Genomic DNA, 14,282 nt, shown 5'->3' with positions numbered 1-14,282 from the left:
CAGGGCGAACCCAGGTCACAATCGTCTTAACACTGTTTGTAATTCTTGGCGGATTTAGTTTATTCGGTGTTTTTAAATAGATTCCAACAACTTTAGCCCCTTTTTCCCATTCGGAACAGAACCTATTTTCGGGACCACCGCGCTTGTATTTGTCTCTTTCCTCGGATTTGTGAAAATCGCCGCTGTGGCGGAAGAGATCAAAGATCCGTCTAAAAATTTACCGCGCGCTCTTATTGGTTCGGTGGCACTTGTGACTGTGCTTTATGTAGTGATTCTATTAGTGATCGGCGGAATTTTCACACAAGATACGATCGGCGACGTTCCCGACCCGTTAACAGCCGCTGCCCGGCAAATGCTTGGGAACCCCGGTGTTGTGCTGATTATCCTGGCGGGGCTTCTTGCCACCATCTCATCAGCAAATGCCAGCATTCTCGCATCATCGAGCATTAACCTGGCGATGGCACGCGACCGGATGATGCCAAACTGGCTCAGCGAGATTCACAAAAAACTTCTTACACCCTACCGGGCAATTATTCTTACAGGAATCCTTGCACTTTCATTTTTACTTCTCGAGAGCCTTGAAAACCTTGCAAAAGTGGCAAGTGTGCTTCAGCTTTACAGCTATGCGGCTCTCAATATTGGATGTGTCATGCTAAGGGCCGCCAATCCTTCGTGGTACAAGCCCACGTACCCATCACCCGGAACGCCATGGCTGCAGCTCGTAGCCGCAATTTGCTGTCTTGGGATTATTATTTTTTCAGGCACATTTGCCCAGATCGCCGTAACAGTACTCATTATCGGCAGTTTAGGCTGGTATCTGGCATGGGGGCGATCACGTGTGGAGTTCGAGGATGCCCTGCCGGATTTCAAGAAGCGATGGGAAGTGCACGGGCTCAAGATATTCGGCCTTCCGGTTGAGCTTCATGAAGCCGAACCATCCGAGGAGTGGCAGCCCGGTGTAAGGGCGTTGGATGCCATCGAACCGCGGCATATTGTCACGGCACTGGCCAATCCTGAAACCGAGGGTGATCTTTTGCGGCTGGGGCAGATGATAGCCGCCGGCGCTAAAGAGCCGGGACGCGTTACAGGATTGAGTATCGTAAAGGTACCTTATCAAACGCCGTTATCAACCATTCGCCGAAAACTGGAAGAACGGCAATCTGTGGTAAACAGCATTAAAGAAATAGGAGAACAAGTGAAACTAAAAAAAGGCGAAGTTTCCTCAGATAGTGCCAAAGCCCTTGCCAATACGAGTTTTGAAGCCGTATCCGAAGCTGCATATAATGTATTTAACGGCTTGATTGAAGAGACCGAAAACCGAAAAGCAGACATGATGCTCATGGGCTGGCAGGGAGGATTCAGCATCGGCCGCATCTACAATTCACCCGTTCAAAAGATCATCAAAAATCTGAAGGCCGATGTCGGGATTCTAAAGGATCGCGGGCTCGACAAGGTCGACTCCATCCTGTTGCCCTGGGGGGCGGATACCACGCACAGCTGGGACTTGAAATCGGGCTGCGTATTGCGCGTAATCTGGACGCTAACCTTACATTGTTACGGCTCGTGAAGCCCGGAACCGTGAAGGAGGATGAACGCGCAGAACTAAAAAAAATCATCGAACCACTTGCCGATTCGTTCGATAATCTTAACATCAAAATCATCGAATCAGAAAGTGTGACAGACGGTATTGACCAGATTCTTAAAGAGGAGAATTTTGACCTGACCATCATCGGCGCCTCACATGAATGGGGAATTCGCAATGTCCTGTTTGGAACCATCACTGATATCGTAGCAGACAGCGCTCCGTGTTCTGTATTGATGGTACGCCGTTACCTCACGGAAGACTGGAAACTAAAAGCAAGTGAAGGCCTGAAACGCATGAAAGAACAGCTTGGCTTGAGTTCCTCTCCCGATTCCGGTAGTGAAAAATAGCCGGACCCCACAGTTAACGGCTGTCTTTGCTGACAATTAGGTAGATTTCGGCCAAATGTTTAAACATGGTATGTCTAACAATTACAAAAAGCTAAGATATACTACAATACTATTGGAAAATATCCATGCTATTTGCCAGTAAAAGACATCCCATGTATTTTTAAGATCAGAATGCAGGTCAGCAACGCCACGGTGCGTTATACCGGCCACTGCCCCACCCGATAGGCCGAATCCCAGAACATCCACTCCATGCGGGTTGAGTCTGCGAATGCACTTCTCATTCGTCCTCTTACAGCATCAGAGCTTTTCTGAGCCGCCAGTTCAGTGATCTCAATTGCACGATCCACGCTTTCTGAAAAATCCTCTCCGGCGTATGTAATAATCCACTCCCGGTAAGGATTGTTTTTGGCAGATTTTTGATGGATGTGAAGCCCGACTTCACGATAGATCCAGAAACAGGGCAATAGCGCTGCAACCGCCACAGGATAATCTTCCAGAGAAGCCGTGGAAAGAAGAAAATGTGTATATGCAAAACATGTCGGCGATTTATCTACGTCGATGTGGGTATCGAATTTCTGAAGGAAGCTTTCATGAAGAGCACGTTCTACTACCACGGCTCCGGTAGCAAAATCGAGAAAATCCTTGAGCTCATCCGCAGACTGACTTTTTGCTCCGGCAATGGCCAATGCTTTGGAAAAATCGGCGAGGTAAAGAGCATCCTGTTTCATATAAAAAGCGAATGTATCTTCAGGAAGCGTGCCCTCCGTCAATTCTTTGTTAAAGGGTAGATCCAAAATTTTTTTGTAGATAGGCGTGATTTCTTCCCAAAGTGATGTTGTAAATGACATGTTTGATATTTGTTGATTATGCTATTTGATTTAAAGTGATAACTGAAAGCTAAGCTGTGCTGAATTTTATCTGTTCCAAACATCAAAAAAATGATTTAACGGACCATGGCCCGATCCGGTTTTATAGGAAGCCCCTTCCTCAATCGCTCCCTTAACATACTGTTTGGCAAATTTTACGGCGTTCTCCAGGTCACAATCGTGTGCAAGATAGGATGCGATGGCCGATGAGTAGGTACATCCGGTTCCGTGCGTGTTTTTTGTATTGATACGTTTTGAAGCAAAAACATACGTATCGGTTTTCCCGTCTCTATTGCAAAAGAGCATATCTTTTGACTGATCCCCATTCATATGACCACCTTTGATCAGTACATTCTGAGCGCCGGTATCGAACAGGATTTCCGCGGCACGTTTCATGTCATCCTCCGTCCCGATATCAATCCCCGTTAGTTTTTCAGCTTCCGGTATATTTGGCGTGATGAGTAAAGCGATCGGAAATAGCTGTTCGACCATTGTCTCAACAGCATCCTCTTTCAGAAGCTGAGCTCCGCTTTTTGAAATCATGACAGGATCGAGTACAATGCTGTCTGATTTGTACGCCTTCAGCCGTTCCGCCACAGCTTCGATAATTTCAGCCGAAAAGAGCATTCCGATTTTGATCGCATCAGTACCGATGTCATCCAGAACAGCATCTATTTGCTGAACTACAAATTCCGGCTCGGCAGCCTGAATTCCCGCTACAGTTTCCGTATTCTGTGCCGTCAAAGCAGTGATAACTGACATTCCATAGCACCCAAGTGCAGAAAATGTTTTCAGGTCGGCCTGGATTCCTGCTCCACCACCACTGTCGGATCCCGCAATAGTGAGTACTCTTGTATATTTTTTTGAGGTCATATTGAAATATCTTTTCTAGTTTTACACAATTGATACCCGTGCAGTTTACCCACAGCTTTCACTTCTCACTTTTCACCCCGAGGGATCGGAACTGTCGCTTCGCTCCAGCTTTTCACTTCTAAAATGATCAAACCCCTTTTTCCCGATATCAAATGCATCACCATCTTTTAACAGGGTCAATTCCGGCGAACCGTCTTTAACCTCACCGATAATAGTAAGCTCGATATTGAATTTTTGTTTAAACTCATCCGATAGTCTGCCTGCATTCGCTTCATCAAACGTAAACAGCAATCCGTAATCCTCGCCAGAAGACAGTGCCAGCTCCAGCGAATCCCAGTTGTATGATTCACAAACTTGTTTCAAATCTGAAGTTATCGGAATACGATCTGCATCAACCTGTAGTGTTACCCCCGATTTTTTAGCAATATGCCCGGCATCAGACTGAATACCGTCCGACAGATCGATCATTGCGTGCACTGCAGAATTAGATGCAAGAAACTGTGATTCCTCCACATAGAGCTGTGGCCGGCTGTGAGATTTAATCATGGCCTGTTCTGAAGAACTGTACGAGGATTTGTTTTCAATGAGCAGTTTCAGCCCGGCACCGGATTCACCCAGCTTTCCAAGCACCGCTATTTGATCTCCCGGCTTTGCAGATGATCTCCACAGAACAGAGTCTTCGTCCATAACGCCAAGAACGGTGTAATTGATCACCATCGGCCCGGGGCTTTTTGTGGTATCACCGCCCAATAATTTTACTCCATTTGTTTCTGAAAGTTCACGTGTTCCCCTGAAAAACCGCTCCACCCAGTCGAGAGTAAGATCATCCGGCAAACCAATACTCAGGAACGCGTATAGCGGTTTACCGCCCATCGCCGAGATATCACTCAGGTTCACCGCCAGGGATTTATAGCCAAGGTCTTCTGCTGAGATCCAGGAATGGCGAAAATGGCGATCTTCAATCAACATATCTGTTGTGATTAGCAGTGATTGGCCATCTTTATATGGCAATACCGCACAGTCATCACCGATACCAATCGTATCCTCAACACAGCCTTTACCGAATAGGCCGGCGATCTGATCAATCAAACCAAACTCACCCAGCTCAGACAGGGATTCAAATCCTTTAAATGGCGCTTCCTCGTTCATGTTGATCGATTAATTTATCTTTAAAATAGGTTTTCGGATTAGAAAGTCCCCTCCTTCCCAAGAGGGGATTGAGGGATGGTTGTGCCAAATCCCTGTAGGGAAACAGGTTTCTTTGATTAATTTGGGTTCAAAGACCTAAGGCTACCACCCCCCGGTAGGCTGTCCAAAAAGGGTGTCATCCCGTACTTTCCCAATGGGATCCCTTACGGGGGATACGGGATCTCCAATCGTTGATATGGGCAGGAGATACCGGATCGGAGTCCGGTATGACTATTTGATTGTAAAGTTCTTTATTGAACAAACCTTTTTGGACAGCCTCAGTATTAATTGCATCATCTATAATCGAATTTAGATCTTAATTTAGTTTTTACCCTACTCATCAGCTTTGGTATTGATGCCCCATTACTAAGTCGATCTCTTTTCGCAAAAGGGCTGCAGCCTGACCGGGATCCTCAGAGGCACAAATGGCCGACACCACTGCCAGTCCGTCGGCACCATGATCCATCACGTTTTGGGCATTCTCAGCATTGATTCCGCCAATGGCAACAAGCGGGAAATCAGTTTTTTCGGAAACGAGCCTCAAACCATCCAACTCCCACTCATTGATAGTGTCAGTTTTGGTAGGTGTGCTGAATATTGGGCTTACACCCAGGTAATCCGGGTTGAGTGCGTCAACGGTTTCGAGATCTTCTCTGGTCTCCACAGACAGCCCGATGATTTTATCGGGGCCAAGAAGATTCCTCGCAATGCTCACCGGCATATCATTCTGACCCAGGTGCACGCCGCTTGCATCAGTTGCAAGCGCCACATCCACCCGGTCGTTGATAATCAGCGGAATATTAAGTGGATCGAGCACTTTTTTCAGGTCGACCGCCAGCTGTATAAATTCGCGGGTTGATGCGTCCTTCTCCCGAAGCTGGACTGTCGTGACTCCATTTTCCACGGCTGTTTTAACCAATTCGGGCAAGGCGTACCCCCGTAGCATATCGCGATCTGTTACCAGGTAGAGGCTAAGATCGATATTACGCATGGGCTTTCTCCGGCTTCAGGCGATGCTCAATCACTTTACGATCTAATTGATAAAGAGCATCCAAAAAATGGACCTGGAACGAGCCCGGCCCATCCGCTTTCTCAGCAGCCATCTCACCGGCAATACCCATGACGCGCATCGCTGCAAGGGAGGCTTCTTCTGCACCAATTCCAGTTCCGGAAAATGCACCAATCAAAGCGGAAGCGGTACATCCCATTCCTGTTACACGCCCCATCAAAGGATGGCCGTTGTGGGAAGACCGGGTTTGTGTTTCGGTAATGATGTAGTCTGTTTCACCACTCACCACAACCACGCAATTATATCCCTTTGCGAGGTATTGTGCCGCTTCAATTGCAGACTGGCTGTCCTGCGTGCTGTCTACTCCTTTTGTTTTCACGTCTGCTGAATAAAGTGCACCAATTTCGGATGCATTTCCGCGGATGATATCGGGCGAGTTGACGCTCATCAAATGCTTTACGGTGTCCGTTCGATAGGCTGTGGCTCCGGCCCCAACCGGGTCAACAATTATGGGTACATTGTTTTCAGAGGCAGATTTCATCGCAATCTCCATCGCCTCCACCCAATGCTTGCTCAGGGTTCCGATGTTGATGACAAGTGCACTTGCAATAGCCGCCATATCGGCAACCTCTTCCGTAGAATGGGCCATCACCGGTGAGGCACCTATAGATAACAGGGCATTTGCGGTGTTGTTCATCACTACATAGTTGGTAATGTTGTGAACCAGCGGCCCGGTTTCTTTAAGTTTCTCAAGATAAGTCCATGTAATCTCTGATTCTTTCATCGTCTGAAGCTGTTTTTAAATTCATATGAAAATCATTCACATGCAATTGGAGAGAAAACGGCACGATACAGACTCGAAAGGGAAAAAGAGTATGTAAACGATCCATTTCCCTACGCCGGCATGATCCGGATCAGGTGATAAGGGTATTCTTTCAGCCCCGGCGTTCGCGGGACACCCCTAATGATATCGATCACAACATAAGAAAACTTTCAATCATTGGCAGGGGAGAAGATTTTAGATGAATGATAATAGAAAATCTTGAGGGATTATAGATTTTTGGTGATGTGTAAGCCGACAAGTCATCTGCCATCTTTTGTCTATCTGACATCTCTGATCTATAATCTTTTATCTAAAGTCTAAACATAAAAGAACACCATTAATGCGTAACTAAGCATCGCCAGCACACCTGCCAGAATGGCTAAAGGAAACTGGCTGGTCACATGATCCATCAAGTCGCACCCGGTAGCAAGTGAGCTCAATATTGTTGTATCTGAAATGGGAGAGCACTGGTCACCAAACACGGCGCCCCCAATTACAGCCGAGAAACAGAGCGAAAGAAAAAACGGATCGGGAACAACAGCCCAGGCAAGCGGAACAGCCACGGGAAAAACTACCGCATAGGTACCCCAGGATGTACCCGTGGAAAACGCGATGATCATGCAGAGAATCATCAGGATACCGGGCAGTGCCATCGGTGCTACTACATTACCGACAAGATCTACCACATAAGCAGCCGTACCCACGGCATCTGCCACTTCTTTCAGCGAAACAGCCAAGGCCAGGATAATCGCACCAATGGTCACGCCTTTACAACCGTCAATAAACCCGTCAATCGCTTCCTGGAGCCTCATTCCCTTTGCAATTGCAATTCCAAGTCCTGCAAGAACAGCAAGCACGAAAGCCTCAGCAATTAACAGGGTCGGGTCTTCTTTTTGTCCAAGATATACATATGTGTACAGATAGGGGATAATCGCAACGCCCAGAAGTGTCCCGATCGGCCCGAAGAAATCAATCAGGCCCGGATTATAGTCTTCAGGCACTTTGTTCTGGGTAAGCTCATCAGCAGCCATTGGTGTGGCGCCCTCACGATCGAGCTGGCCGGTTTCACGTGCCCGTTTAGTTGCCGCCCGCATTTTCTTGCCGGGAACCCATGGCAGTTTTTCCCATGCAAACAGCAAGGTAATCAGGATAGCAAACATACCGTAAAAATTATATAAAATGGACGAAATGAAGAAATTGACGCCATCCAGCTGTGTTTCAAAAAGTGGAAGTGTACCGATCACTAATCCGCCCACGTAAAACGGCCATACGTTAAATGGGATAATCGTTGCAGCAGGAGAGGCGGTGGAATCAACCATGTAAGCCAGCTCTTCGTGGGATACTTTATGTTTATCCGCGATGGGCCGCACCGTGGCGCCGGTAAGGACGGTACTGATGGTCCCTCCCTGGTGGAATACAAGCCCCATCATCCAGGTAAAGAATTTAGCTGACCGCGGCCCTCTCACCATAAGGCTGCTTGCCCATGCCGCAAATTTTTCCGCCCCGCCGGTCCGGGTCCAGATGCCAATCAGCCCGCCAAGCGCCCACAAATAGACCAGCAGTATCATGGCAAAACTTTCGGTACCAATAGAGGGGATCAGGAAACCCTCCACCACGTTCACATTACCCGATATCACGCCCCCGAGGCAGATACCGATAAACAGGGCGCTTACAACCTCACGGGTCCAAAACGCCAGAACGATTGCCACCAGAGGCGGCATAATGCTCCAGAATCCGTAATGATCATTCGTCTTAGGAAAATCGCCGGCAAAGTAAACCCCGGCAATCACAAGTGCGAGAAACGCCCCAAAATAAATTTTACGGCGTGTTACAGGGTCTCCAAAAGTTTTGGCAACGTAGGTTTGAGAGTCGTTCATAAAACAAATGATGTGTTCAGTTCAGATGGGATAAGATAACGGTTGCTCTCAAAAATCAAAGAAAGAACTGTGGAACAGAATATCTACCAATCCGCCCGGCGTTTTATCTCGTAATACAGTTATCTCGTAATACGGGTGAAAGAGTAATCAATCTTCATTTTAAAACCTCTAGTTTATGAAACTCACACACATTATTGCGCTTACATTTTCAATTGTTACTCTCTTATTTACAGCCTGTACTAATAACTGTACACAAGCTAAAATCAAATGGTGGTCATCATTCTGTATCAATGATTTAACTCGCAATGGATCAGTGAGTCGTTTCAATGCAATCGAAGCGGGAGCTTCGATTTACGTAGCTCGGGTCGCCTGACCCGAGGGGATATCCGTCAGTGGCAGCAACGTACCCTATTTATGTCTGAACGTTTAAAAAGGTAGCTGCACAACCAAAAATCAAGTTCGTTCGGTGTGCTTCAGGAGCGGGTCAGCGACGCCGCTCTACGTGGGTCGAACGTCCCCGTTCGACAGGTTTTGAAATAAGTTAGCGAGTGGAATCAAATGTCGGTCATTTTTCTATATCAACGATGTGTCTTGCAATGGATGCATGGGCAGTATCGCAGCACCCGAAGCGGGAGCTTCGATCTACGTAGCTCGGGTCGCCTGACCCGAGGGAATATCCTTCAGAGGCAGCAACGCACCCTATTTATGTCTGAACGTTTAAAAAGGTAGCTGCACAACCAAAATCAAGATCGTTCGGTGTGCATCAGGAGCGGGTCAGCGACGCCGCTCTACGTAACACCTCATCGGGGTACGAATCAGCGCACCCCTAATTCACAAATGTACTGCCCGCACCTTTTCCACCATACTTTGTGAAACGAAGTGAGAAAGTGGTTCCGGTCCTATCAGAACGATATCTCTTTTCGCCTTTCAGCTGCTGGGTCAGCAGATCAATAAGCTGAATGCCCATCGATGTTGTATCCATCTCCTCAAAACCATCCGGAAGTCCATTTCCATCATCCTCAATTTCGAGGTGGATCGCCTCGCCCGAATCCCGCAGACAAATATTAATGTTGCCTGATGCCCTGCCTTTGTAGCTATGCTTTAAAATATTTGTGATGATCTCATTCACTAAAAGTGAACACGGGATTCCCTGGTTAATACTCAATTCCACATCGTCCAAATCATACGTAAGCATGATCTCTACGTCCGATTGGAGGGTACCCACAACGCTATTTACAAGCCGTTTCAGGCCATCAGAAAACTGCAGTTTCGAAAAGCTATTCGACTGGTAAAGCTGTTCGTGAATGGTTGCCATCGACTTGATGCGCATCACACTGCTCATTAATTGCCCTTGAAGCTCATTGTCATTGCTGTACATCACCTGTAATTCCATCAGGCTAGAAACCACGGCCAGATTATTTTTTACCCGGTGATGAATTTCAGCAAGCAGTGTCTCTTTCTCTTTTAACGAGGAAAGTATTTTCTCCTCCTGCTCTTTTTGATCGGTAATATCCCGGCTAATAAATACCCAGCACGAACAAACACCATCTCTGTTTTCTACTGGCACCCCGGAGGTATGAACCCAGAATTCCTCACCGCATTTCTTGTAGTTTATGAACTCAATCTCTGATGCTTTTTGGCTCCCCAAAGAAGAACGAAGCTGGTTACACAGCTCCGGGTCAGATTTCGGCCCCAACAAAAAGTCAGTTGTTTGCCCAAGCACTTCCTCTTCCGAATAGCCTGTCATGCTTGTAAATGCATCATTTACATACACAATCTTTCCTCCAGACTGATCCATTGTCTCTGCTTCAGTTATCACAACCGATTCATTTGTATTTGTAATGACCGACTGCAGCAATTTCATCTGTTCCTGCTCTTCCACCATCTTTGTGATATCCTGCATGGCTCCAATCATACGCACCGGATCGCCGTTCTCACCTTTAATCAGGAAAGCACGGTCGTAGATGTGTTTATAGGAACCATCAGCACAGCGAAAGCGATATTCCATCTGGAAACGATCTTTTCCAAATGATATGGCATTCCGTAATTCCTGGCTTATATAAAGCTGGTCATTGGGGTGAATTTTACTTCGCCACCACGATGCCAAATGGCTAACTTCTTCAAATTTGTAGCCAAACATTGTGTAGATGTTGTTATTATAATGCATTTTATCTTCGGAAAGATCAAAATCCCAGATGGTATCACTCGTGGCTTTCGATACGGTATCATATCGCTCAACAGTTTTCCTGAGTTTCTCTTCACGTTCAACTTTTTCTGTAACATTCCGCTGAATAGCAATGAAGTGCGTGCACTCACCATTCTCATTAAAAATAGGGTCGATATTAATTTCAAGCCAATATGATTTTCCATCTTTACTGTAGTTGAGTATGACCTCATCCACCGAAACCTTTTTCTCAATACCTTTTTTAAGACGACGTTTGGCACCTGAGTTTGTTTTTGGGCCCTGCAGAAAGTCACCGGGAACCTGGCCTTTGCACTCATCCAGCGAATACCCGGAAAGCTTCGTAAACGCATCGTTCACCCAGGTGATGCGCTCCTCCGCATCGGTAATGATTACGGAATCGGTTGTTTTTGATGCCACCAGCGAAAGGTCCCGCAGCCTTGTTTCCCGTTCTATCTTTTCGTTGATATCTCTGAAAAAGACTGAAAGTCCGCCATTATTGGGGTAAATTGAAATATCGAACCATGTATTGAGCGGCTTATAGAAAAATTCAGTTGACGTTGGAATCTGGCTCTCAAATACGTTTTGATATATCTTGTGGATCTCCGTCTCTTTCAAATCAGCAAAAACCTCCCACATATTCTGACCGACCATTTCGCTGCTTCGTCTATTGAGCACACGTTCCGCTTCTTTATTCACATAGGTAAACTGCCAGCTTGAATTGAGTGCAAAATAAGCATCTGAAATGCTTTCAAGCAGGCGAATTCGTTCCTTTTCACTCTCTTTTTCAGCTGTAACATCCACTACCGTGGAGATCATCAGGTCTTGTTCAAACAGCGGAATATTTTTTGCATTGACAATTTTTTTCCGGCCGTCCCTGGTCGTAATCTCAATCCCGTTCCATTGCATTCGCTCGGGATCCCCAGACGCAATATCATTCAGAACCCTCTGTTTTATATGTTTGCGATACTCTTCATCCGGGTACACATTCTCAAAAAAGTCCTCAATCGTTTGAAAGGAATCTTTTGGCCAGCCATAAATCTCTTCCAGTTTTGAGTTACTGAACGTTATGATTCCACTCTTTAAGTCATGTGTCCCCACACCGATAGGCAGATTATTAATGGTGGCGTCGATATAGGCGTTTCGCTGTTCCAGTTCCTTTTTTTGAAGAATCTTCTCAATTTTAATCGCCAGCTGATCTTTGATTGAGGCCAGCAGCTTACGCTCCTCATCAAGAAAAGAAGAGTGGCCTGCCTCAGGTTTGTCATCTCCATAGCTGACCACAATCACAAATGGCCACTCTTTAAATCGGCGGCTTTTCACTTTTAACTGCCGGGCTGATAAGCTGTATTGTTCGGTTTGATAGAGCTGCTCTTTCCATGTGATGGAGACCTGCGCGATCTCTGGATGCTGAAATCCCGATGGAATAATGTCAACGGCTTCCTTTAAGAGAGACTCTACCGACAATTTCTGTTCATCAAGCTGTGAGATCGCGTAGATGCATTTCTGCTCTCTTATACGTTCTTTCAGCTGCATATTGGACAGTAATAAGCTCTTGTGGTAATATTTCCGGTCCGTAATATCTACCATCATTACGGTACTGAGGGGATCACCGTTGATATCTTTGAATAGGACCGATGAAAATTCACACGGAATTTTTTTACCGCTTTTATGAATCCCAATCAATTCCCCAGTCGTGCTGCCCGTTTCCATACGTTCGCGTAGCCTGTCGTTTAATTCAGGACTCTCGGGATCGATTAATCCATGTCGTCCGAGCTCACGAATTTCATCAACGCTATAACCAAACAACTTGCAGGCCGCCCTGTTGGCTTCAAGTATCGATCCGTCCGGCCGTGTAACCATGAACGCAGCAAGCGAATTTTCGAAAATTGACTGGTACTTCTCTTGTTCGGCAAGCCTGTTTTTTTCACTAACTTTCCGGTCTGTAATATCGAGCATTAACCCGCGTAAAAGCACTGGTTTTTCATCTTTTTTGATGACAGTCACCACATCTTTCAGCCACATGTAGCTGCCGTCTGCTTTCTTAAACCGATATTCAAACTCGTGATTTTTTCCTTTTGTCGTTTCTCTCTGGCAATAATTTACTGCATTCTCTCTGTCTTCCGGATGAATTTTGTTTTCCCAGAACTCCGGCTCATCAAGCCACTCTTTAGGTGTATAGCCAAGCATCTCTTTCACTTGCGGACTCACATACGTGAATTCAAACGTGTCTGCTTTTGCTTCCCAAAAAAGGCCATCATTGCTTTGAACCAGAGATTTATACTTTTTGCGGGCCAGCTCAAGCTTCTGCTCCATCTCCACCCGCCAGGTTATTTCCCTGAAATTATCTACAATTCCGTTAATCGCAGGATCATGCAGCATATTGGTAATGGTACCGCCGAACCAGCGCCAGCTTCCATCCTTATGCTTCATCCGGGCAGGCGTTACTTCTATTGGAACTCCCGGACGCTTGAGGCATTTGTCGAGTTCAGACTGAACATGTGGGAAATCATCAGGATGTATAGTTGAAAACAGGTCCATGTTTTTTGCTTCTTCCGATGTATATCCTAATACATTTTCAATAGTTGGCGATATATATGTGGGCGTGCCATCCAGTGAAAACACAAACAACACATCGTGTCCTTTTTCAACCAACGCGCGAAATCGTGCCTCACTTTCCCTCAGCTTTTGTATCGCCTCTCTTTCAGTTGTGGTCTCTTTCTGTGAAACTACCGCTCCGTAAATATTCCCTTTGGAATCTACAGCTGGCTTATATTTGACTTTAAAGTGCCTGGTTAACCCATTTTCACCAGGAAACGTAAGTTCATCGTTTGTAACCTCTCCACTTAGGGCTCTTTCGAATAATTGCGATACTTTTTCTTGCCTTCCCGGTTGCGCAAAATCAAGAACTGATTGATCTTTCTTCGGTGTTTTACCTGTCAGCGATTCATACAACAGCTCAAACTCTCTGTTGAAATTTACAATGTTCATATCAAGGCCCACCAGCACAAAACTTGCCTCACTCTCGTTAAATAACAGATTATGCTCGCGTTCCCGGTGTATTTTATCGGTCACTTCTTCAACGACCTGCAGAATGTATTCGATTTTCCCATCGTCGTTAAAGATAGGCGTATGAGACTGCTTGTAATACCGATCTTCGAAAACTTCAGAATCATCAATTTCAAGATCATAGCGCTGGATGTTTTTTGAATTTTCACGGCCGGTTTCAATAACATCGTCTAATAAGGCGGTTTCTTCCGTTGCATTATTTGAAGTAGAATCGGTGGGATTATCTGGAAAGAGTTCAAAAAGATTTGCCCCAATAAGTTCTTCTATTGATTTACCTGAGATTTTAGAATATGCTTCATTGGCGTTCTCTACCGTAAATTCAGGAGAGTTTGTACGAAGGACAACCGCCGGCAGCGGGATGGCTTCAAATATTGACAGGTACCTATTTTTGGTAGCCATAAATTTTAGAACTAGCTAAACCATTAAGTGAAGCGCTCTATTTAGATATTGAGAACTGATTTTT

9 protein-coding genes and 1 riboswitch are annotated in these 14,282 nt (G+C 45.9%); of the genes, 2 read left to right on the top strand and 7 right to left on the bottom strand.

Going from position 1 to position 14,282, the window contains the following annotated elements:
* The first annotated feature begins 76 nt into the window (after positions 1 to 76).
* Both AABW11_RS08430 and AABW11_RS08425 read left to right on the top strand, forming a co-directional pair.
* Complete coding sequence (locus AABW11_RS08430) at positions 77 to 1,567, top strand: APC family permease (protein ID WP_340104654.1); 1,491 nt, start codon at positions 77 to 79, stop codon at positions 1,565 to 1,567.
* Positions 1,474 to 1,932 carry a universal stress protein gene (locus AABW11_RS08425; protein ID WP_340104653.1) on the top strand — a complete coding sequence of 153 codons (459 nt, stop codon included), beginning with the start codon at positions 1,474 to 1,476 and terminating at the stop codon, positions 1,930 to 1,932. Before AABW11_RS08430 ends, AABW11_RS08425 begins: the two co-directional genes overlap by 94 nt.
* Before the next feature lie 197 nt (positions 1,933 to 2,129).
* Here AABW11_RS08425 and tenA read toward each other — a convergent pair whose 3' ends face one another.
* The 7 genes from tenA to AABW11_RS08390 form a co-directional block, all read right to left on the bottom strand.
* Complete coding sequence (gene tenA / locus AABW11_RS08420) at positions 2,130 to 2,780, bottom strand: thiaminase II (protein WP_340104549.1); 651 nt, start codon at positions 2,778 to 2,780, stop codon at positions 2,130 to 2,132.
* A 66-nt stretch (positions 2,781 to 2,846) separates the two neighbouring features.
* A complete protein-coding gene (gene thiD / locus AABW11_RS08415) occupies positions 2,847 to 3,671 on the bottom strand; it encodes a bifunctional hydroxymethylpyrimidine kinase/phosphomethylpyrimidine kinase (protein ID WP_340104547.1) in 825 nt (274 codons plus the stop codon).
* A 72-nt stretch (positions 3,672 to 3,743) separates the two neighbouring features.
* The gene (thiL, locus tag AABW11_RS08410) at positions 3,744 to 4,820 is read right to left on the bottom strand and encodes a thiamine-phosphate kinase (protein WP_340104545.1); all 1,077 of its coding nucleotides are present in this window, start codon (positions 4,818 to 4,820) and stop codon (positions 3,744 to 3,746) included.
* A gap of 379 nt (positions 4,821 to 5,199) precedes the next feature.
* Positions 5,200 to 5,850 carry a thiamine phosphate synthase gene (gene thiE / locus AABW11_RS08405; RefSeq protein ID WP_340104543.1) on the bottom strand — a complete coding sequence of 217 codons (651 nt, stop codon included), beginning with the start codon at positions 5,848 to 5,850 and terminating at the stop codon, positions 5,200 to 5,202.
* A complete protein-coding gene (thiM, locus tag AABW11_RS08400; RefSeq protein WP_340104541.1) occupies positions 5,843 to 6,652 on the bottom strand; it encodes a hydroxyethylthiazole kinase in 810 nt (269 codons plus the stop codon). The genes thiE and thiM overlap by 8 nt, the downstream gene beginning before the upstream one ends.
* Positions 6,653 to 6,742: 90 nt before the next feature.
* Positions 6,743 to 6,841: riboswitch (TPP riboswitch) on the bottom strand.
* A 167-nt stretch (positions 6,842 to 7,008) separates the two neighbouring features.
* Complete coding sequence (locus AABW11_RS08395) at positions 7,009 to 8,568, bottom strand: Na+/H+ antiporter NhaC family protein (RefSeq protein WP_340104539.1); 1,560 nt, start codon at positions 8,566 to 8,568, stop codon at positions 7,009 to 7,011.
* 826 nt (positions 8,569 to 9,394) lie between these two features.
* On the bottom strand, positions 9,395 to 14,218 hold the full coding sequence (locus tag AABW11_RS08390) for a PAS domain S-box protein (RefSeq protein WP_340104537.1): 4,824 nt from the start codon (positions 14,216 to 14,218) through the stop codon (positions 9,395 to 9,397).
* Between the last annotated feature and the right edge of the window lie 64 nt (positions 14,219 to 14,282).

It is taken from the genome of Rhodohalobacter sp. 8-1 (assembly GCF_038150125.1).
Lineage (GTDB): Bacteria > Bacteroidota > Rhodothermia > Balneolales > Balneolaceae > SW132.
Note: the sequence above shows the minus strand (reverse complement) of the source record. Positions and strands in the feature narration are given on the sequence as shown.